General features: G+C 66.8%; 20 protein-coding genes. 9 read left to right on the top strand and 11 right to left on the bottom strand.

Annotated elements, in window-relative coordinates; translation table 11 throughout:
* Nucleotides 1-22: 22 nt before the first annotated feature.
* From LC062_RS05410 to coxB, 8 genes are all read right to left on the bottom strand, one after another.
* Nucleotides 23-799 (bottom strand): SURF1 family protein, encoded by a 777-nt coding sequence (locus tag LC062_RS05410; protein WP_224910009.1) that lies wholly within the window; start codon nt 797-799, stop codon nt 23-25.
* Nucleotides 789-1,184: a DUF983 domain-containing protein gene (locus LC062_RS05405; protein ID WP_224910008.1), complete on the bottom strand. Its 396-nt coding sequence runs from the start codon at nt 1,182-1,184 to the stop codon at nt 789-791. Before LC062_RS05405 ends, LC062_RS05410 begins: the two co-directional genes overlap by 11 nt.
* Nucleotides 1,185-1,523: 339 nt before the next feature.
* Entirely contained in the window at nt 1,524-2,387 is an 864-nt protein-coding gene (locus LC062_RS05400) for a cytochrome c oxidase subunit 3 (protein WP_404829680.1), read from the bottom strand.
* A gap of 48 nt (nt 2,388-2,435) precedes the next feature.
* Complete coding sequence (locus tag LC062_RS05395) at nt 2,436-3,062, bottom strand: cytochrome c oxidase assembly protein (protein ID WP_224910007.1); 627 nt, start codon at nt 3,060-3,062, stop codon at nt 2,436-2,438.
* Between the two features lie 15 nt (nt 3,063-3,077).
* Complete coding sequence (locus LC062_RS05390; RefSeq protein ID WP_181760210.1) at nt 3,078-3,248, bottom strand: hypothetical protein; 171 nt, start codon at nt 3,246-3,248, stop codon at nt 3,078-3,080.
* The gene (locus tag LC062_RS05385; RefSeq protein WP_224910006.1) at nt 3,245-4,195 is read right to left on the bottom strand and encodes a heme o synthase; all 951 of its coding nucleotides are present in this window, start codon (nt 4,193-4,195) and stop codon (nt 3,245-3,247) included. Before LC062_RS05385 ends, LC062_RS05390 begins: the two co-directional genes overlap by 4 nt.
* Nucleotides 4,196-4,342: 147 nt before the next feature.
* Complete coding sequence (ctaD, locus tag LC062_RS05380) at nt 4,343-5,950, bottom strand: cytochrome c oxidase subunit I (RefSeq protein ID WP_224910005.1); 1,608 nt, start codon at nt 5,948-5,950, stop codon at nt 4,343-4,345.
* An 85-nt stretch (nt 5,951-6,035) separates the two neighbouring features.
* On the bottom strand, nt 6,036-6,914 hold the full coding sequence (gene coxB / locus LC062_RS05375; protein WP_224910004.1) for a cytochrome c oxidase subunit II: 879 nt from the start codon (nt 6,912-6,914) through the stop codon (nt 6,036-6,038).
* A 585-nt stretch (nt 6,915-7,499) separates the two neighbouring features.
* Between coxB and LC062_RS05370 the strand changes: the two genes are divergently transcribed.
* Nucleotides 7,500-8,000, top strand: a complete 501-nt coding sequence (locus tag LC062_RS05370) for an invasion associated locus B family protein (RefSeq protein ID WP_404829686.1) — start codon at nt 7,500-7,502, stop codon at nt 7,998-8,000.
* A gap of 146 nt (nt 8,001-8,146) precedes the next feature.
* Entirely contained in the window at nt 8,147-9,571 is a 1,425-nt protein-coding gene (tldD, locus tag LC062_RS05365; protein ID WP_404829679.1) for a metalloprotease TldD, read from the top strand.
* Nucleotides 9,572-9,653: 82 nt separating this feature from the next.
* On the opposite strand, the gene purD is transcribed toward tldD, so the two are convergent.
* Nucleotides 9,654-10,949 carry a phosphoribosylamine--glycine ligase gene (gene purD / locus LC062_RS05360; protein WP_224910003.1) on the bottom strand — a complete coding sequence of 432 codons (1,296 nt, stop codon included), beginning with the start codon at nt 10,947-10,949 and terminating at the stop codon, nt 9,654-9,656.
* Nucleotides 10,950-11,322: 373 nt separating this feature from the next.
* On the opposite strand from purD, the gene ubiA reads away from it, so the two are divergent.
* Nucleotides 11,323-12,267, top strand: coding sequence for a 4-hydroxybenzoate octaprenyltransferase (gene ubiA / locus LC062_RS05355; RefSeq protein WP_224910002.1), 945 nt, complete (start codon nt 11,323-11,325; stop codon nt 12,265-12,267).
* A gap of 33 nt (nt 12,268-12,300) precedes the next feature.
* Here ubiA and LC062_RS05350 read toward each other — a convergent pair whose 3' ends face one another.
* Nucleotides 12,301-12,897: a DUF6101 family protein gene (locus LC062_RS05350; protein ID WP_224910001.1), complete on the bottom strand. Its 597-nt coding sequence runs from the start codon at nt 12,895-12,897 to the stop codon at nt 12,301-12,303.
* A gap of 244 nt (nt 12,898-13,141) precedes the next feature.
* Between LC062_RS05350 and LC062_RS05345 the strand changes: the two genes are divergently transcribed.
* From LC062_RS05345 to lpxK, 6 genes are read left to right on the top strand one after another with little or no spacing between them, the layout of a single operon-like run.
* On the top strand, nt 13,142-14,485 hold the full coding sequence (locus LC062_RS05345) for a TldD/PmbA family protein (protein WP_224910000.1): 1,344 nt from the start codon (nt 13,142-13,144) through the stop codon (nt 14,483-14,485).
* A complete protein-coding gene (locus tag LC062_RS05340; protein ID WP_224909999.1) occupies nt 14,472-15,269 on the top strand; it encodes a 3'(2'),5'-bisphosphate nucleotidase CysQ in 798 nt (265 codons plus the stop codon). Before LC062_RS05345 ends, LC062_RS05340 begins: the two co-directional genes overlap by 14 nt.
* A gap of 41 nt (nt 15,270-15,310) precedes the next feature.
* Nucleotides 15,311-15,553: a DUF4170 domain-containing protein gene (locus tag LC062_RS05335; protein WP_224909998.1), complete on the top strand. Its 243-nt coding sequence runs from the start codon at nt 15,311-15,313 to the stop codon at nt 15,551-15,553.
* Between the two features lie 54 nt (nt 15,554-15,607).
* Nucleotides 15,608-16,297: a lysophospholipid acyltransferase family protein gene (locus tag LC062_RS05330; protein WP_224909997.1), complete on the top strand. Its 690-nt coding sequence runs from the start codon at nt 15,608-15,610 to the stop codon at nt 16,295-16,297.
* Nucleotides 16,294-17,700 carry a 3-deoxy-D-manno-octulosonic acid transferase gene (locus tag LC062_RS05325; protein WP_224909996.1) on the top strand — a complete coding sequence of 469 codons (1,407 nt, stop codon included), beginning with the start codon at nt 16,294-16,296 and terminating at the stop codon, nt 17,698-17,700. Before LC062_RS05330 ends, LC062_RS05325 begins: the two co-directional genes overlap by 4 nt.
* Nucleotides 17,697-18,731 (top strand): tetraacyldisaccharide 4'-kinase, encoded by a 1,035-nt coding sequence (lpxK, locus tag LC062_RS05320; RefSeq protein WP_224909995.1) that lies wholly within the window; start codon nt 17,697-17,699, stop codon nt 18,729-18,731. The genes LC062_RS05325 and lpxK overlap by 4 nt, the downstream gene beginning before the upstream one ends.
* A gap of 40 nt (nt 18,732-18,771) precedes the next feature.
* Here lpxK and LC062_RS05315 read toward each other — a convergent pair whose 3' ends face one another.
* A complete protein-coding gene (locus LC062_RS05315; protein WP_181760222.1) occupies nt 18,772-18,993 on the bottom strand; it encodes a DUF2093 domain-containing protein in 222 nt (73 codons plus the stop codon).
* Nucleotides 18,994-19,265 lie beyond the last annotated feature (272 nt).

The raw sequence follows: 19,265 nt of genomic DNA, 5'->3' as shown, positions 1-19,265 counted from the left end.
GACAGGCTCCGGTCGGGGGCACTCAGGGCTTGCGCAACTGGCCGCGCGCGAACACCAGAAAGATCACCACCAGAACGGCGGCCAGACCGAACCAGGTCACGGCGTATTGCAGGTGGTTGTTGGTGAAACTCACCAGGGTTTCGCCGGCCTGCGGCAGACCGGACGGCGGCGTCAGCGATGCACGCGCGTCGATCGTATAGGGCGCGATCGGCATGGTGCCTCCCACCCCGAGGCTTGCGGCCATCTTCGCAGGTTCACGCACGAACCAGATGCCGGATTTTTCATCCGCCTCGACGGTAGCGAAATTGCCGCGCTCGTTGCGCCGCCACAACCCTTCGATGGTGAGCTCGCCTTCCGGTGCGGCGCTGCCGGGCCGGCTCTCCGGCAAGCGCTGCCGGTCGGGCACAAAACCGCGATTGACCAGCACCACATAGCCCTCGCGCGCGGCAAACGGCGCATAGACCAAGTAGCCGGGACCACCGAGAGCTCCTTTCGGATCGGCCAGGGCGATGTAGTAGTAAAGCTCGCCGGGCAGGAAGCGGCCGCTAACCCGAACCGGACGGTAGTCCCAACCGTCGTCGGTCAGCGCCGGCCAGTCCGCCGGACCGGGAGCGGCGACCGGCGCATCATCGACCCGCTGCTCCACCCGCTCGATCAGGTCGAGCTTCCAGTTCAGCCGCGCCACCTGCCAGCTTCCGAGCGCCAACAACGCGGCCAGCACCAGGAGCGCGGCGATCAGCGGCCAGAGCAGACGGCGCAGCCCCCCCGGGCGACTGGCGGTAACGGGATCAGTCGTCAACCTTCCCCTCCCGCGCGTTGTGCTTGTATTGCTGGGCGATCATCACGCCCTTGAGCGGGCGCAGCAGCCCCAGGCCCAGGATCACCGTCAGCGGCAGCCAGAGCAGCATGTGCAGCCAGATCGGCGGGCGGAAACTAATCTCCACCACCAGCATCAGGGCAACGACGATGAAGCCCACGGCCATGATGATGAAGACGGCCGGACCATCGCCGGAATCGGCGAAGTCAAAATCAAGACCGCAATTGGAGCAGCGCTCGGCGGTGGAGAGAAAGCCCTTGAACAGGCGCCCCTGTCCGCAGCGGGGGCAGCGCCCCTTCATGCCGACCCGCAAGGGATCCTGCGGCGGATAATGCGCCGTGTCGCGTTTGCTCGTGTCCTGCGTCATGCGCTCTTGCCTTCTCCCCCGTTTCCTGCGCCCCACCTTCCCTTCCCAAGTGAAGGCGCCCGGCCCAAGTGAAGGCGCCCGGCGGAAGGCGAACGGACTGGACCGCCCCCCGTGGCTCTCCGGTCCCGGATCGCCGCTTTGCGGCGTCCGGGAGGACGCTGAGTATGGGCCGATGTCCGGGGGCGTGTCGCCACTGCCCATGAAACGGTGTCGTCCGGGGGCAAATCCTTCGCGGCGTCGTTGCCCTTTGTCGGCAACCTGAGGGCCGCGGATGATCCGCGGCCCCGAAACGTCCCAGGATTTCCGGCCGCGTTGCCGCGACCGGAGCACCGTTCCTTGTCAGTGCGCCGGGGTGCCGGCGCCCCAGACGTAGATCGAGGCAAACAGGAACAGCCACACCACGTCGACGAAATGCCAGTACCAAGCGGCAGCCTCGAAGCCGAAGTGCTTCTCGGGAGTGAACTGGCCGGCCATCGCGCGGATCAGACAGACCGCCAGGAAGATGGTGCCGACGATCACATGGAAGCCATGGAAACCGGTGGCCATGAAGAAGGTCGAGCCGTAGATGCTGCCGGAGAAGCTGAAGGCCGCGTGACTGTATTCGTAGGCCTGCAGCAGCGAGAACAGCACGCCGAGCAGCACCGTCAGCGCCAGACCCCATTTCAGACCGTCGCGGTCGTTGTGCAGCAGCGAATGATGCGCCCAGGTCACCGTGGTGCCCGAAGTCAGGAGGATCAGCGTGTTCAGCAGCGGCAGGTGCCAGGGGTCGAAGGTCTGGATGCCCTCGGGCGGCCACACACCGCCGGTCACCTCGAGCCGGGCGAACTGCTGCGCCTCATTGGTGAACAGCGAGGCATCGAAGAACGCCCAGAACCAGGCGACGAAGAACATCACTTCCGAGGCGATGAACAGCAGCATGCCATAGCGCAGGTGCAACTGGACCACCGGCGTATGATCGCCGGCAAGGGATTCGCGCACCGTGTCGCGCCACCAGCCGAACATCACATAAAGCACGACCAGCGTGCCGACGGCGAAGATGCCCCAACCGGCAAGGTCGATGCCGAAGAGGGTGAAGTCCTTTTCCTGGGTGAAACGGAACAGCCCGACCGCGCCGATGGCCATGATGAAGGCACCGATGCCGCCCAGAAACGGCCAGGGGCTCGGCTCGACGAGATGGTAGTCGTGGTTCTTGGCATGTGCCATGGGCAGTCTCCCCCGATCAGTTGAGCCCGGTTCAAACGGGCTGCGCAACTACAATTGGTTTTTCGTTCCCTCCGCCGTGCCGCGCGCGGCGACCGGCGTTTCCGGCGTTTCCGCCGGGAAGAAGGTGTAGGAGAGGGTGATCTCCTTGATGTGCTTCAGGTGCTCGTCCTTGTCCATGTCCGGATCGATGAAGAAGAGCACCGGCATCTCCACCGTTTCGCCCGCCTTCAGCGGTTGTTCGGTGAAACAGAAGCATTCGATCTTGTTGAAATAGGCCCCGGCGGCGAAGGGCGTCACGTTGAACACCGAGGTGCCCACGGTGGAATCAGGCCCCTTGTTGGTGGCCAGATAGGCCATCTGCGCGGTCTCGCCCATCCTGAGCGTCACCGCATGGACCTTCGGCTTGAAGCCCCAGGGCAGCGCCGCGTTGACGTTGCCGTCGAAGCGCACGGTGATCTTGCGGTCGATGATCTCCCCCGTCGCCTCCGCGGCGCGCTGGGTGGTCCCGCCATAGCCGGTCACCTTGCAAAAGACCTCGTAGAGCGGCACGGCCGCATAGGCCGCGCCGACCATCAGCAGCACGCCGCCGCAGACCGCAATGGCGACCCGCCGGTTGGAGCGCGCCATGCCGGTGGAGGTGTCCACCGGCTGTTCGGAAGGCTTTCTGTCACCCATGACCGCCACTGCCTCTTACAAGGGCCGGTTGAAAACACCGGGCCCCATCTTCACCAGCGTGATGACGAAAAACAGCACGACGAGCCCGGCGAGCGCCAGACCGATGGCAACGGAGCGACTGCGCTGGCGCCGCTTCTGTTCCTCGGTCAGGCGAATGCCGTCCTCGTGAAGGTTCTGCCCGGTCATGCCCAGATCGCTCCGATGACGGCGGGCACCAGCGTGTCGCCAAGCAGCAGGGAGAAGATCAGGAACAGGTAGAGGAGCGAAAAGGAAAAGAGGCCGACCGCCGCCTTGCGGGCGGCCTCGCCCTCGCGGCGGCGATAGACCTGCAGCGCATAGAAGACAAACGCGATGCCCAGCACCGTGGCGGCGATGCCGTAGACCAACGAGGCAAAACCAAGCACCGCCGGCAACACGCCGATGGGAGCGAGCGCCACCGAGTAGGCCAGGATCTGGGTCCGGGTCACGTCCTCGCCGGCGACCACCGGCAGCATCGGAATGCGCGCCGCCTCGTAGTCGCCGCGCTTGAACAGCGACAGCGCCCAGAAATGCGGCGGCGTCCACATGAAGATGATCAGGAACAGAACGACACTCTCAAGGGTGACCGTACCGGTCACCGCCGCCCAGCCGATCATCGGCGGAAAGGCGCCGGCCGCACCGCCAATGACGATGTTGTGCGGCGTCGCCCGCTTCAGCCACATGGTGTAGACCACGGCATAGAAGAAGATGGTGAAGGCAAGAAGGCCCGCCGCGAGCCAGTTGACCGCAAGGCCCAGCACGGCGACGGAGAAGGCAGAGAGCGTCAGGCCGAAGGCAAGGGCTTCGCCCGGCTCGATCCGGCCAGCGGGAATGGGGCGTGAGCGGGTGCGCGACATCACCCGGTCGATATCCGCGTCGTACCACATGTTGAGCGCGCCGGAGGCGCCGGCGCCCACCGCGATGCACAGGACCGCAACGGCGGCCAGCACCGGATGCAGGCTGCCCGGGGCGATCAGCACGCCAACGAGCGCAGTGAAGATCACCAGCGACATCACCCGCGGCTTCAGCAGCGCGATATAGTCGCCGACGGCGCCCTGGCCGCCGAAACCGGCGGTTTCCTCAAATGATGTCTCGCGAATTTCGGCCAGCGACATGAGGGCTGCTCTCGGTTTCCCGGCGGTGCCGGTGTTTCGATCCTGGCGGCAGGATGCTCGCCTGCCTGCGGCCGCGCCAGATATCCGGCGCTGCCTGGTTCGGAAGCGGGCGGCCTCGCCTCATCGGCAGGCCGCCCCTTGTGCCGTTCAGCGAATGCGCGGCAGCGTCTCGAACTGGTGGTACGGCGGCGGCGAGGACAGGGTCCACTCCAGCGTCGTTGCCCCCTCGCCCCAGGGATTGTCCCCGGCGACCCGCTTCCTGGAGAAGGCCTCGGCAACGCCCGCCAGGAACACCAGAACGGCGAAGGCGGAAATGTAGGAGCCCCAGGAGGAGACCGCATTCCAGCCGGCCAGCGCATCCGGATAGTCGACATAGCGACGCGGCATGCCGGCAAGACCGAGGAAGTGCTGCGGGAAGAACACCAGGTTCACACCGATGAAGGTGATCCAGAAGTGCAGCTTGCCGATGGTCTCGTTGTACATGTAGCCGAACATCTTCGGGAACCAGTAGTACCAGGCACCGAAGATGCCGAACACCGCACCCAGCGACAGCACGTAGTGGAAGTGTGCCACCACGTAGTAGGTATCATGCATCACCCGGTCGAGGCCGGCATTGGCGAGCTGCACGCCGGTAACGCCGCCGACGGTGAACAGGAAGATGAACCCGACCGCCCACAGCATCGGCGTCTTGAAGGTGATCGACCCCTGCCACATGGTGGCGATCCAGGAGAAGATCTTCACGCCGGTCGGCACCGCGATCACCATGGTCGCCGCGACGAAATAGGCCTGGGTGTCGACGTCGAGACCGACGGTGTACATGTGGTGGGCCCAGACGATGAAGCCGACCACGCCGATCGCCACCATGGCGTAGGCCATGCCGAGATAGCCGAAGATAGGCTTGCGGGCGAAGGTGGAGATGATGTGGCTGACGATGCCGAAGGCCGGCAGGATCAGAATGTACACTTCCGGGTGCCCGAAGAACCAGAACAGATGCTGGAACAGGATCGGATCACCGCCGCCCGACGGAGCGAAAAAGGTCGTGCCGAAGTTGCGATCGGTCAGCAGCATGGTGATGCCGCCGGCCAGCACCGGCAGGGACAGGACCAGCAGGAAGGCGGTGACCAGCACGGACCAGGCGAACAGCGGCATCTTGTGCAGCGTCATGCCCGGGGCGCGCATGTTGAAAATGGTGGTGATGAAGTTGATGGCGCCGAGGATTGACGAGGCGCCGGCGACATGCAGCGCCAGGATCGCCATGTCCACTGCCGGTCCCGGGTGACCTTCAGGACCACCTGAGGACAGCGGCGGGTAGAGCGTCCAGCCACCGCCAACGCCGGTGCCGCCCGCCGGGCCTTCGACGAAGAGCGACAGCAGGAGCAACAGGAAGGCTGGCGGCAACAGCCAGAAGGAGATGTTGTTCATGCGCGGGAACGCCATATCCGGCGCCCCGATCATGATCGGCACGAAGAAGTTCGCAAAGCCGCCGATCAGCGCCGGCATGACCATGAAGAAGATCATGATCAGGCCGTGGGAGGTGGTGAACACATTGAACATATGCGGATCGGAGAAGATCTGCATGCCCGGCTCGTGCAGCTCCATGCGGATGCCGACGCTGAGCGCGCCGCCGATGATGCCGGCAATGATCGCGAAGATCAGATAAAGGACGCCAATGTCCTTGTGGTTGGTCGAATAGACCCAGCGCGTCCACCCTGTCGGATGGTCGTGGTCGCCCTGCGCCTGCGCTGCATAGGCCATCATCCAGCTCCCTTTGATACGTCTGCTTTCCATCGGCGGCGGAGACCGCGAGGCCCCGCGCCCTGGCTATTCCTCAATCCGGACCTTAGCGGGCCGCCACTTCAACTGCTGCGGACGCGCCTGCATCCGCAGTGGTCTTGGCACTTGCCAGGGACGCCATCAGCGCCTTGGTCGCCTCTTCCACGTCCGATTTGGCTGCCTCCGCCCAGGCCGCGAATTGCTCCTCCTCAACCACACGGATCGCGATCGGCATGAAGGCATGATCTTTGCCGCACAGCTCAGAGCACTGGCCGTAGTAGATGCCTGTCTGCTCCGCCTTGAACCAGGTCTCGTTGAGACGCCCCGGCACCGCGTCGATCTTCACGCCAAACGCCGGCATGGCGAAGGAGTGCAACACATCGGCGGCGGTGATCTGCATGCGCACCACCTTGCCGACCGGCACGATCAACTCGTTGTCGACGGCCAGAAGGCGCGGATATTCCTCGACCGGGCGCTTGAACGCCTCCGCCCGCGCCAGACGGTCCTCACCGCGCAGCATGTAGGAATCGAAGGCCAGTTCCTCCATGCCCTCGTCGGAATACTCATAGCCCCAGTACCACTGGTAGCCGGTGGCCTTGATGGTCATGTCGTACGCGGGAACGTCGACCTGCTTGTACAGCAGCCGGAAGGAGGGGATCGAGATCATCACCAGCACCAGGATCGGCACCAGCGTCCAGACCACCTCGATCATGGTGTTATGCGAGGTCCGCGACGGGGTGGGATTGGCCTTGGCGTTGAACCGGAACACGCACCAGAGCAGCAGCGCCAGCACGAACAGCGTGATCACCGTGATGATGATGAGCGTGAAATCGTTGAACCAGCGAATATCGCTCATGACACCGGAGGCGGCTGGCTGCAGCCCCATCTGCCACGGCGTCGGCTGGGCTGCCCATGCCTGTCCGGCGACCGCCGCAAGACCCGTCATCGCCGCGGCGCCCGATGCCGCAAACGTCCTCAGACGCCTGACCAACTGTGTCACGTCCGTGCTCCCCCTGTCTGACCCGCGCAATCCTGCTCCCCGGGTCCAAATAAAAAATCCTGCCGGTGTCACCGTGTCACCCGGCCGATGGCCGGGGCCTCCTGACGGCGGGCCGTTCAGCCCCCGGTCACGATGTCGCACCCTGATCCGGCAATTTACGCATATTCCCACGCACCGTGCGAGCGGCCCACCGGAGGGGCGTCAAAACGCCGCAGCCCCGATTGACCGAAATCAAAGCCGGGATGAAAAACCACAAGCGGCCCGCCCGCGCAAGGGCTCCCGTCCGGAATGTCCGGAATCCGGGCCAAATCGCCCTGTGAAGGTGTCAAATGCGCGCAGGATCCCGCCGGATCGCCAATCACACCCCACAGAAAACCCTTGGAGCGGCCTTTCGCCTTGAAATCGACCTTTCAAGGGTTGAAAACCAGACAGGAAGCGAGCGCCCGCGAATCAAACTGCGGTCGCCGCGCCCTTGAACGTCTCGTCCCGGGAAAGAACGGAGCCCTGCCAGTGCCCAGCCGCCTTTTGTCGATGATGCGCCCCGCCCTGGTCGCTGTCCTTGTTCTCGCCCATGCGGTGTCCGGCACCAGCGCCGCCTTCGCGCAAGGCGCGGTCCGCTCCGTGCATGGCGACTGGCAGATGCGATGCGACACGCCGGCCGGTGCCCAGAGCGAGCAATGCGCGCTGATTCAGAACGTCACCGCCGATGATCGGGAAAATGTCGGCCTGTCCGTCATCGTGCTGAAGACCGCCGACAAGAAGTCCCGCCTGCTGCGCGTCCTGGCGCCGCTCGGGGTGCTTTTGCCGATGGGCCTCGGCATGCGCGTCGACGATGCCGATGTCGGCCGGGTCGGCTTCGTCCGCTGCCTGCCGAATGGCTGCATCGTCGAGGTGGTCATGGAAGACGATCTCATCGACAAGATGCGCAAGGGACAGGCCGCCACCTTCGTCATCTTCCAGACGCCGGAAGAGGGCATCGGCATCCCGATCTCCCTGAAGGGCTTTTCCGACGGCTTCGCCGCCCTGCCCTGAGCCCTTCCGATACTCGCCATTCGCCGGGGCGGTCGGATATCATCGGCGGCCCCGCGCTGGCACAGGGTGCATGGTGCCTGCCGTCTGCCGCGCCGACAACCGACCCTGGGTTCCCTTGCCCGAGGTCCAAACAGGGAGGTCCGCGCATGCGTGAACCCGTCACCGATCTTCTGGAACTGGGCGGGCTTGGCGAAGCGAACGCCCGCGCCATCATGGACACCGCCCTCGGGCACGCCGACGATGGCGAGCTGTTCCTGGAATACCGCCAGTCGGAAAGCCTCGTCTTCGACAACGGGCGCCTGCGCGCCGCCAATTACGACACGACCCAGGGCTTCGGCCTCCGGGCCGTCGCCGGCGAGGCCGCCGGCTACGCCCATTCCGGCGAGATTTCCGCCGCTGCCCTGACCCGTGCGGCGGAGGCGGCCGGGGCCATCGCCCGCGGCCATTCGGGCGTCTATGCCGAACCGCCGCAGCGCACCAACCGTCATCTTTACACCGACGACAATCCGCTCGGCGCCATGGGGTTTGGCGAGAAGGTCGCCCTGTTGCAGGAAATCGACGCCTATGCCCGCGCCCGGGACCCGAAGGTGCGGCAGGTCACGGTCTCGCTCGCCGCCTCCTGGCAGGTGGTCGATATCCTGCGCGCCGACGGTTATCGGGTGCGCGACATTCGCCCACTGGTGCGCTTCGGTGTGTCCGTGGTCGCGGGCTCGGGCGACCGCCAGGAAGCGGGTTCCCATGGTTTCGGCGGCCGGTCGGCGCTGGAAGGGTTCCTCACACCGGAAGGCTGGAAGGCAGGCGTCGATGAAGCGCTGAGGCAGGCGCTGGTCAATCTGGAGGCGGTCCCCGCCCCGGCCGGCAGCTTCGACGTGGTTCTGGGCAATGGCTGGCCCGGCATCCTTCTGCACGAGGCCGTCGGCCACGGACTTGAAGGCGACTTCAACCGCAAGAAAACCTCCGCCTTCGCCGGGCTGATGGGGCAGCGCGTCGCGTCCAAAGGCGTGACCATCGTCGATGACGGCACCTTGCATGCGCGGCGCGGCTCGCTGACGGTCGATGATGAGGGAACGCCGACGAGCCGCACCGTGCTGATCGAGGATGGCATTCTCACCGGCTACATGCAGGACCGGCAGAACGGCCGGTTGATGGGCACCGGCTCCACCGGCAACGGCCGGCGCCAGTCCTTCGCCCATATTCCCATGCCGCGCATGACCAACACGGTGATGCTGGCCGGCGACCGCGACCCGGCGGAGATCCTCGAAGGGGTCAAGGACGGCATCTATGCCGTTTCCTTCGGCGGCGGTCAGGTGGACATCACCTCCGGCAAGTTCGTCTTTTCCTGCACCGAAGCGTACCGGGTGGAAAACGGCAAGATCGGCGCGCCGATCAAGGGCGCCATGCTGATCGGCAACGGGCCGGACGCGCTGACCCGCATCGAGGCGATCGGCAACGACATGGCGCTCGATCCGGGCATCGGCACCTGCGGCAAGCAGGGCCAGGGCGTGCCGGTCGGTGTCGGCCAGCCGACCTTGCGCATCAACAAGATGACGATTGGCGGCACCGCCACCTGAGCGACATCGCCTGATCAACGTCTTTTGGGGCGAGATTATTTTGTTCGAGGCGGGCCGGGAGCCCGCCTCTTTTTTTCTCGCGTCAGCTTTCCGCCGCGCGGGTGTCCGTCTCCCGGGCGACCGCACGCCAGCCGATGTCGGAGCGGCAGAAGCCGCCGGGCCAGTCGATCCGGCCGACCGCCTCGTAGGCGCGGTCGTGGGCGGCGCCGACGCTCGCCCCCAGAGCGGTGACATTGAGCACCCGGCCGCCATTGGCCAGAAGCTGCTCGCCGTCGCGGCGGGTGCCGGCGTGGAACACCTTCACGTCCGTCATGTCGCCCAGCGCATCGAGCCCGTTGATCGGCGTGCCCTTTTCATAGCTGCCCGGATAGCCGTTGGCCGCCATCACCACGCAGAGTGCGGCTTCCTCGCGCCAGCGCGGCGTGAGCTTGTCGAGCCCGCCCTCGATGGAGGCCATCAAGAGCGGCACGATGTCGTCGACGAGCCGCATCATCAGCACCTGACATTCCGGATCGCCGAACCGGGTGTTGTACTCGATCAGCTTCGGTCCCTCGGCGGTGATCATCAGCCCTGCGAACAAGACGCCCCGGAACGGGGTGCCTTCCGCCGCCATGGTGCGGATGGTCGGCTCGATGATCTCGCGCATGGTGCGGTCGACCACCTCCGGCGTCATCACCGGCGCCGGGGAATAGGCGCCCATGCCGCCGGTGTTGGGGCCGGTGTCGCCATCGGCCACCCGCTTGTGATCCTGGGCGGTGGCCAGCGGCAGCGCGTTGGTGCCGTCGGACAGAACGAAGAAGCTCGCCTCCTCGCCGACCAGGCATTCCTCCACGACCACCTCGACGCCGGCCTCGCCGAAGGCGCCGTCGAAACAGGCATCGACCGCCGCCAGTGCGGCCTCAACGGTCTCGGCGACGACGACACCCTTGCCGGCGGCCAGGCCATCGGCCTTGACGACGATGGGCGCGCCTTGCCGGGTCACGTAGTCGCGGGCGGCCTGAGCCTCGGAGAAGCGGCCATAGGCGGCGGTGGGGATTCCGGCGCGGGCGCACAGATCCTTGGTGAAGCCCTTCGACCCTTCCAGCGCGGCGGCGGCCCGGCTCGGACCGAAGGCGGCAATGCCGGCGGCGGCCAGATCGTCCACCAGCCCGGCGACGAGCGGCGCTTCCGGCCCGACCACCACCAGCGAGACCTGCATGTCGCGGCAGAAGGCGAGCACGGCGCCATGATCGGCCGGATCGAGTGCCACGCAGGTTGCGTGTTCGGCGATCCCCGCATTGCCCGGCGCGGCGTAGAGGATGGAGGTCAGGGGCGAGCGAGCAATGGCCCAGGCAAGGGCGTGTTCGCGGCCGCCCGAACCGATCAAGAGTATGTTCATCCTGTCCCCGGCAGTTGCCGATCAAATGGCGTTTGATCGTGTGGCTGTCATCATCGCAAGGCATCGGGCCGTAGTCCTGCCGGCCCGCCGTTCCCGGTCTGCCTAATCGCACTCCCGCCGGTTCACAAGCCCTCAGGCCTGTTTCGCGCCGAGTTTTCGCCTTCAGGGCACTCCGGCGGCGGCGGCAGCAGCAAGGGCGGCGCGAGAGCATCGGCCCCTTCCCCTTGCCGCGCAAAAGCCGTATCACCCGGGCAACGGGATCGATCTTGCGCAAGGCCAATGCTAAGGGCAGGTTCGCCCCTTCCATGCCCCCTGAACGCCGAACGTTCTGGCGGTTGCGCGGATACATGCGACAGGCTGACGGGAACCGAGAATGCAGCAGGACATGAACGGCGGACAGGTCGCCGATGCGGTCAAGGGACACTGGGTCGACAGGCGCGCCCCGGCATGGCTGCGCCCCTATGCCCGCCTTGCCAGATGGGAACGGCCGATCGGCTGGTGGCTGCTGCTGTGGCCGTGCCTGTGGTCCTCGGCCCTTGCGGCGATTGCCGCCGGCGCCCCCTGGCCCAATCCCTGGCATCTGCTCTTGTTTCTGATCGGCGCGGTGGCGATGCGCGGTGCCGGCTGCACCTACAACGACCTCGTCGACCAGGACATCGACGCCAAGGTCGCGCGCACCCGCTCCCGGCCGCTGCCCTCCGGCCAGGTCTCGCCGCTGCAAGCCAAGCTGTTCATGATCGCCCAGGCGCTGACCGGGCTTGTGGTGCTGGTGCAGTTCAACAGCTTCACCATCGTGCTGGGCTTCGCCTCGCTCGCCGTGGTCGCGGTCTATCCGTTCATGAAGCGGGTGACCAGCTGGCCGCAGTTGTTCCTCGGCTTCGCCTTTTCCTGGGGGGCGTTGATGGGCTGGGCGGCATATTTCGGCTCGCTCGCGTGGTCGCCGATCCTGCTTTATGCCGGCGGCATCCTGTGGACCATCGGCTACGACACCATCTACGCCCATCAGGACAAGGAAGACGATGCGCTGGTCGGGGTGCATTCGACCGCCCGGCTGTTCGGCGACTGGACCAAACCAGTGCTGGCACTGCTCTATGGCGGCGCCACCGTGCTGTTCGCTCTGGCGTTTTCGCTCGCCGATGCAGGCCCGGCCGCCTTCGCCGGGCTGGCCCTTGGGCTCCTGCACCTTCTGTGGCAGATCGTGACGCTGGATATCGACGATCCGGACCAGTGCCTGAAGCTGTTCCGCTCCAATGGCCGCTATGGCTGGGTCCTGTTTCTCGGCCTTGTCGCCGATGCCCTGGTGCAGGGGCTGCTCTGAGCCCCTGCCCGCATCGGCGCTCTTCGCGTGCCCTCAGGTGCGGGCGATGATCTCACGCTCGCCCCGATGAACCCGCAGAAGGTTGGCGCCAGTGCCGGGCTTGCGCCGCATCAGGAAGCGCGGACGATGCCCGGTGAGGGCCGTCACCCGGCGGCGGGGCAAGGGCGCGCGGCCGGCCAGATCGCCGGTGGCGGCGCCAAGATCCTGACAGCTTCCGTCCGGCTCGATCATCAGGAGCGGCAGCGACAGCGCCCGCCCCCAGGCACACCAGTCGTCGGCGACACCTTCGATGCTGTCGCTGGTGGCCAGTTCGATCGACAGGGCCGGATCGCGGTGCTTCAGACCGATGCGGACCTTCAGCCCGCCCGGCAGCGCGCCGGGCAGAACCTCGGCGAAGACCCCGAGGAACATCGACACCGGCTGAACGAGGGTCAGCGGCAGGCCGGCAAGCCGGCGTTTGACGATGACCATGTCCCGATCGATATAAACGTCGACCGGGGGCGCCTCGGCGCCGGTGCGAAGCGGTTCGCCGCGTGCGGCGAAGCGGTGCGGCATCTGCGCCGGATCGAGCCGCGTAGCGCGGCCCGATCCTGTGGCAGTGGCTTCCTGAGTGGCTGTTTGACGGCTCAATTCGCTCTCCATCGGACCTATTATTTTGCAGGTCTCTGATGGACGTAGCCTAGCAACCAGGGCTCGCGATCGGCTTAACAAGCACGGTTAACTTTTTCCCTCGTCGAAGAGGGTTAGGGAAAGGTCACCGAACAGGATCAACAAATCCTCACCGAACCGCTCGCACCGCCTTGCAGCCGCCGCCGCCGGGCAATAGGGTCGCCGGCGCGCCGGACAGTCTCTTTCTCCCCGCAAGGACCGAACCATGCTCCAGCAGATTGACCAGTCGAAACTGATGGCCGATGCGGAACGCCTCGTTGCCGCCGCCAAACGCGCCGGGGCCGATGCCGCCGATGTCGTCGCCGTGACCGGTGTGTCCCTGTCGCTCGACGTGCGCGATGGCCGGACCGAGGAAAGCGACCGCTCGGAAGGCGACGATGTCACCTTGCGGGTGTTCAGCGGCCGCCGGGTGGCCAGCGTCTCCGCCAATTCCTTCAACGATCCGGATGCGCTCGCCGAGCGGGCCGTGGCGATGGCCCGGGTCGCGCCGGAAGACCCCTATGCCGGTCTTGCTGATGCCGACGCGCTGGCGTCCGAGATCCCCGCGCTTGACCTTCTTGACGAGACCACCGTCGACGCGGCGGCGCTGAGCGAGCGCGCCCGCGCCGCCGAGGCTGCCGCTCTTGCGGTCTCGGGCGTTACCAAATCCGGCGGCGCCAGCGCCTCCTGGCGGCTCGGCGGTCTCGTTCTCGCTACCAGCCACGGCTTTCGCGGCGGCTATCTGGTCTCCCGGCACGGCGTCTCGGTGACCGCCATCGCCGGCGAAGGCACCAAGATGGAGCGGGACTACGACTTCGACAGCCGCACCTATCTTGACGAGCTGGATGCCAGCGAGGAGATCGGCCGGCGCGCCGGGGAACGTGCCGTCGCCCGGCTCAACCCGCGGCAGCTCTCCACCCGCACCGCGCCAGTGGTGTATGAGCCGCGCGCCGCGCGCTCCCTGCTCGGTCACTTCACCTCGGCGATCAACGGCGCGGCCATTGCCCGGGGCACCAGCTTCCTGAAAGCCTGTCGCGGCGAGCAGGTGTTTGGCGAAGGCATCCGCATCACCGACGACCCGACCCTGCCCCGGGGCGCCGCCAGCCGGCCATTCGACGGCGAGGGCTGCCCCGCCCTGCCCATGACGCTGGTGGAGGACGGACGGCTCACCGACTGGCTGCTGGACACCGCCAGCGCCCGCGAACTGGGCCTTGCGCCGAACGGACGGGCGACGCGCGGCGGCGCCGGCCCCGCGCCTGGCGCCACCAATCTTACCCTCGCCCCCGGGCCCCTGTCTCAGGAAGAGATGCTGGCTGAGATCGGCACCGGTCTCTTGGTCACCGACCTGATCGGACATGGTGTCAACGGCATCACCGGCGATTACTCGCGCGGCGCGTCCGGCTTCTGGATCGAGGATGGGGCCATCGCCTATCCGGTGAGCGAGATCACCCTGGCCGGCAATCTCAAGGAGATGTTCGCCGGCCTCGTCCCGGCCAGCGACCTCGATACCCGCTCGGCCTTTGCCACGCCCAGCATTCTGGTGAAGGACATGACCATTGCCGGCCAGTGACGACACCGCCAATCTCGATGACCTGACCCTTCTGGTGGATGCGGCCCGCCGGGGCGGGCAGATGGCGCTCAGTTTTTTCCGGAACGACCCGAAGCGCTGGACCAAGGACAATGATTCCCCGGTCTCCGAGGCCGATATCGCCGTCGACCGACATCTGGCCGAACTGCTGCGCGGCGCGCGCACCGGCTACGGCTGGCTGTCGGAGGAGACGGCGGACGACCCTGCCCGCCTAGGCATGGCCCGCACCTTCATTGTCGATCCGATCGACGGCACCCGCGCCTTCCTCGCCGGCTCGCCGGACTGGACGGTTGCCGTTGCCGTGGTGGAGGCCGGACGCCCGGTCGCCGCCGCCGTCTACCGGCCGGCCAGCGACGAGATGTACACCGCCACCGTCGGCGGCGGTGCGGCTCTGAATGGACAACCCTTGCGGGTCTCCACAATGCCGACACTGGAAGGCGCGCGCCTTGCCGGCCCCAAGCCGATGGTCACGCAGGAGGCGGTGCGCCGGGCCGGTGTCGTCTACGGCGGCTATGTCCCCTCGCTGGCGCTGCGCATCGCCCTTGTCGCCGCCGGACGGATCGACCTTGCTGCGGCGCGGGAGCGCGCCTGCGACTGGGACCTTGCGGCAGCCGATCTTTTGGTGCAGGAAGCGGGCGGGCGCCTGGAGGCCATGCACGGCGGTCCGGTTCTGTACAACCGCGCCAATGTCCGTCATCCAGCCCTACTGGCCGGTCCGGAGGCGCTCGTAGCCCCGCTGCGCCCGATCCTGGCCGACCTGATATAATGGGCGGCGCCGCACCGCATATGTCCCTCGGAGACTGAAGAATGACCCGCGAAGAAACACCGAAGCAGCTTCTGCACCTCGTATTCGGCGGCGAGCTGGAATCCGTCGAAGGCCTGACGTTCCGCGATCTGCAAGACCTCGACATCGTCGGCATCTACCCCAACTACGCCAGCGCCCACAAAGCCTGGAAAGAGAAGGCGCAGCTCTCCGTCGACAATGCGCATATGCGGTATTTCATCGTTCACATGCATCGGCTGCTCGACCCCGAGACGGTCGGCGAATAAGCCGAACGGCATGCTTTCCCCGGCACAGACCGCAGTACGGCAGCGAGGCCGGCCATGCTGAAACGCATCGGCCGGCATCCGCTCGTCGTCAATGCCGGTGGCGCTCTCCTGGCCGGCTACCTGCGCCTGGTGCGCCGGACCAGCAAGCTGCGCTTCGATCCGCCGAACTTTAACGAGATCATGGGCGACAATCGCCCGGCGATCGTCACCAGCTGGCACGGTCAGCATTTCCTGATGCCCTTTGCCCGGCCCGAGGGTTGGGATGTCAGGGTGATGATCTCGCGCTCCGCCGATGGCGAGATCAACGCCATCGCCGCGCGCAAGCTCGGCCTTGGCACGATTCGCGCCTCCGGCGCGCACAAGGCGCATCAAATCTCCAAGCGTGGCGGGTTGCGCGGTTTCATCGAAGCGCTCAATGTGCTGAAGGCCGGCGGCTTCGTCGCCATGTCCGCCGATGTGCCGAAGGTCTCGCGGATCGCCGGGGCCGGCATCATCACCCTGGCGCGGCATTCGGGCCGGCCGATCTTTCCGATCGCCATCGCCACCAGCCGGCACATCACCCTTGGCACCTGGGACCGGGCGACGATCAACCTGCCGTTCAGCCGCATGATCATTGCCGCCGGCGAACCGGTGACGGTTCCGAAAGACGCGGACGAGGCGCTGTGCGAGGATCTGCGGCGACAGCTCGAAGACAATATGAACGCCGCGACAGAGCGGGCGTGGCAGTTGGCCCGGCAAAAATGACCACACCGACACCAGATCGTCCAGCGACCGAGCCGGCAGCCTCCGGCCCGCCGGGCGCGCCGGCGTTGCCGCCGGCCAAGGCCGGCTGGCTGTCGCAACTCATCGGCAAGGCCCTCCTGGCCGCCTACCGGCTGTTCGGCACCCTCGCCGGCCCGGGGCTGCGGCGGGTGCATGCCCGGCGCGCGGAGCGCGGCAAGGAGGATCCGGCGCGGCGCGGCGAGCGCTTCGGCCATCCGTCCCTGCCCCGGCCGGAAGGACGCCTTGTCTGGCTTCATGCCGCCAGCGTGGGCGAACTCAATGCCGCGCGCGCGCTGATCGGCACACTTGCCAAGACCCATGGCCCGGTGCTGGTGACCACCGGCACGGTCACCTCGGCGCGGATCGCCGCCGCCAGCCTTCCCGCCGGTGCGTTCCATCAGTACGTGCCCTATGACACCCCGCCCAATCTTGACCGGTTTCTGAACCACTGGCGACCGGACCTTGCCATCGTCATGGAATCGGAGATCTGGCCCGCCACCATCACCGCGCTCGCCGCGCGCGGCATTCCGCTGATCTCCGCCAGTGCCACCATGTCGCCGCGCTCGGCGCGCGGCTGGCGGAAGCTCCGCCCGCTGGCGGCCCAGCTGTTCCCCCGCATCGCCTTGTCCCTGGCGCAAACGCAGGAAGACGCCGACCGGCTGCGCGCGCTGGGTGTCGCTCAGGTCGAGGTTGCCGGAAATCTGAAGATCGACAGCGCCACCCTTGCCGCCGATCCGCAGGCACTGGCCTTGATGCAGCAGGCCATCGGCACCAGGCCCACGTGGCTGGCGGCGAGCACCCATGACGGCGAAGAGGCGATCATTGGCGCGGTCCATATTGACCTCCGTCACCGGTTGCCGGGATTGCTGTCGATCCTCGTGCCGCGCCACCCGGAGCGCGGCCCGGAGATTGCCGAGATGCTGTGCGCCAAGGGGCTGCGCGTGGCGCTGCGTTCGGCCGGCGAAGCCCTCACCGAGGCGCATGACATCTATATCGGCGATACCATCGGCGAGATGGGCCTCTACTACCGGCTCGCGCCGGTCGCCTTCATCGGCAAGACCCTCATCCCTGGCGGCGGCGGCCAGAATCCGTTGGAAGCGGCCCGTTTGGAAACCGCCCTGCTGGCGGGACCCAATTTCGGGGTCCTCGAAGACATCTACCACCCGCTGATCGAGGCCGGCGGCATCGAAATCGTCGCCGATGACATGGCGCTGGCGGATGCGGTCGAAACGCTCTTGAACAGCCCGGAGGCGCGGCAGGATCGGGCCCGGCGGGCGGCGCGCTTCGTCGAGGCCCAGAGCGGCGCGCTGGCGGCGACCCTTTCCGCCCTTGCCCCCTATCTCGACTCCGATCTTGCCCCCCATCCCGAAGGACCGGAACGATGAGCGGCGGGCTGACCGCCCCCGGCTTCTGGTGGCGTCAAAGCCGCTCGGCCGCCGCATGGCTGCTGGCGCCGGCCGGCTGGCTCTACGGACAGATCGCCGGGTACCGGATGCAGACGCGGCCGCGCGGCCGGGCCAAGGTGCCGGTGATCTGTATCGGCAATTTCGTGACCGGCGGCACCGGCAAGACACCGTTCTGCCTGGCGCTGGCCGAACAGCTTGCGCAGGAAGGACGCCAACCGGCGTTCCTGCTGCGCGGCTATGGCGGGCGGCTTTCCGGCCCGGTTCGCGTCGACCCGTCGCAGCATGACAGCCTCGCGGTGGGCGACGAGGCGCTGTTGCTGGCGGCCCATGGCCCCACCGTGATTGCCGCCGACCGGGTCGCCGGCGCACAGCTCGCGCAAACCCTCGGCGACGTCATTGTCATGGATGACGGCTTCCAGAATCCGGCACTCCACAAGAGCGTCAGCCTGGTGCTGGTGGATGGGACAACGGGGATCGGCAACGGATTGTGCCTGCCGGCAGGGCCCTTGCGCGCGCCGCTTGGCCTGCAGTTGCAGCAGGCCGATGCGCTGGTGGTGATCGGTGCGGGCGCCGCCAGTGATCCGGTTCAGGCAGCGGCTCGCTGTCTCGCCCGTCCAGTGTTCCGGGCCCGGCTCACGCCCTCCCCGCAGCCGGAGCTCGCCGGCCGACGCGTCCTGGCCTTCGCCGGGATCGGCCGACCGGAAAAGGCTTTCGAGACCTTGCGCGCGCTTGGGGCGGATATCGTCGAGCAGCGCGCCTTCGGCGATCATCATGCCTATACGGAGGCGGACGCCCGCGAACTGCTGGAGGCGGCGGAGCGCCAGGGGCTGATGCTGATGACGACAGCCAAGGACATGGCGCGCCTGTCGGGCGCCGCCAGTCCGGCGCTTCGGGAGTTGGCGACCCAAGCGCGGGTGTTCGAGGTGGAGATGCGGCTGGAGGAGCCGCAGGCACTGATGCGCTTCCTTCGGCCCAGCCTTCGCGACGCGGGCGCGAACGTCGCTGGCTGACGGCGCCCACCGAGGGGCGCCGAATGACCGGCCCAGTGCTTTACGGCTGATTGCCCGATTCCCGGTAGCGCTTCATCGACGCTTCGGCATCCACATAGGCTTCCTGCCGCGACACGCTCCAGTATTTCAGCTCGTCGAGCGGGATCGCCTCGCCGGTCACCGCGCAGCGCACGAAGGTGCCGGGCGCGAGGATCTGGAAATCCGCATCGAGATAGCGGATGCGGGCTTCACCCGGCGTACGCGGGGATTCGTATCGGTTCATGATGGCCTTGCCTCGTCTCGTTCTGCGGCGCCGGGAATTGTCCATCCAGGGTCCAGTCTCATAAATGAGCTTGAAGCGGATTGCGCCTGATCAAGAAGCGGAAGCGCAGGAAATGCGTTTCATTTTCAAGCCTTTCGCGACGCATGAGCAGGCGGAATCCGGTCAAATCCTGAAGGACATGGACATGGCTTCATCCTGCGTCGTCAGCGCGTTTGCCCGGGCAACAAGCCCGCTCCGCACGCCCTTCCTCGCAGCCTCTTGCCATGTCCCAT

Source organism: Stappia indica (assembly GCF_020177335.1).
Taxonomy (GTDB): domain Bacteria; phylum Pseudomonadota; class Alphaproteobacteria; order Rhizobiales; family Stappiaceae; genus Stappia; species Stappia indica_B.
The sequence above is the reverse complement of the archived record's forward strand: the minus strand, read 5'-3'. Positions and strand labels throughout refer to the sequence as shown.

Bases quoted from the DNA above. Each gene is read 5' to 3' on its own strand.
- LC062_RS05405 (WP_224910008.1), bottom strand. From the start codon at position 1,184: ATGACGCAGGACACGAGCAAACGCGACACGGCGCATTATCCGCCGCAG.
- ubiA (WP_224910002.1), top strand. From the start codon at position 11,323: ATGCAGCAGGACATGAACGGCGGACAGGTCGCCGATGCGGTCAAGGGA.
- LC062_RS05345 (WP_224910000.1), top strand. From the start codon at position 13,142: ATGCTCCAGCAGATTGACCAGTCGAAACTGATGGCCGATGCGGAACGC.
- coxB (WP_224910004.1), bottom strand. From the start codon at position 6,914: ATGACGGGTCTTGCGGCGGTCGCCGGACAGGCATGGGCAGCCCAGCCG.
- LC062_RS05325 (WP_224909996.1), top strand. From the start codon at position 16,294: ATGACCACACCGACACCAGATCGTCCAGCGACCGAGCCGGCAGCCTCC.
- LC062_RS05390 (WP_181760210.1), bottom strand. From the start codon at position 3,248: ATGACCGGGCAGAACCTTCACGAGGACGGCATTCGCCTGACCGAGGAA.
- LC062_RS05330 (WP_224909997.1), top strand. From the start codon at position 15,608: ATGCTGAAACGCATCGGCCGGCATCCGCTCGTCGTCAATGCCGGTGGC.
- tldD (WP_404829679.1), top strand. From the start codon at position 8,147: ATGCGTGAACCCGTCACCGATCTTCTGGAACTGGGCGGGCTTGGCGAA.
- lpxK (WP_224909995.1), top strand. From the start codon at position 17,697: ATGAGCGGCGGGCTGACCGCCCCCGGCTTCTGGTGGCGTCAAAGCCGC.
- LC062_RS05395 (WP_224910007.1), bottom strand. From the start codon at position 3,062: ATGGGTGACAGAAAGCCTTCCGAACAGCCGGTGGACACCTCCACCGGC.
- LC062_RS05370 (WP_404829686.1), top strand. From the start codon at position 7,500: ATGATGCGCCCCGCCCTGGTCGCTGTCCTTGTTCTCGCCCATGCGGTG.
- ctaD (WP_224910005.1), bottom strand. From the start codon at position 5,950: ATGGCCTATGCAGCGCAGGCGCAGGGCGACCACGACCATCCGACAGGG.
- LC062_RS05400 (WP_404829680.1), bottom strand. From the start codon at position 2,387: ATGGCACATGCCAAGAACCACGACTACCATCTCGTCGAGCCGAGCCCC.
- LC062_RS05315 (WP_181760222.1), bottom strand. From the start codon at position 18,993: ATGAACCGATACGAATCCCCGCGTACGCCGGGTGAAGCCCGCATCCGC.
- LC062_RS05385 (WP_224910006.1), bottom strand. From the start codon at position 4,195: ATGTCGCTGGCCGAAATTCGCGAGACATCATTTGAGGAAACCGCCGGT.
- purD (WP_224910003.1), bottom strand. From the start codon at position 10,949: ATGAACATACTCTTGATCGGTTCGGGCGGCCGCGAACACGCCCTTGCC.
- LC062_RS05335 (WP_224909998.1), top strand. From the start codon at position 15,311: ATGACCCGCGAAGAAACACCGAAGCAGCTTCTGCACCTCGTATTCGGC.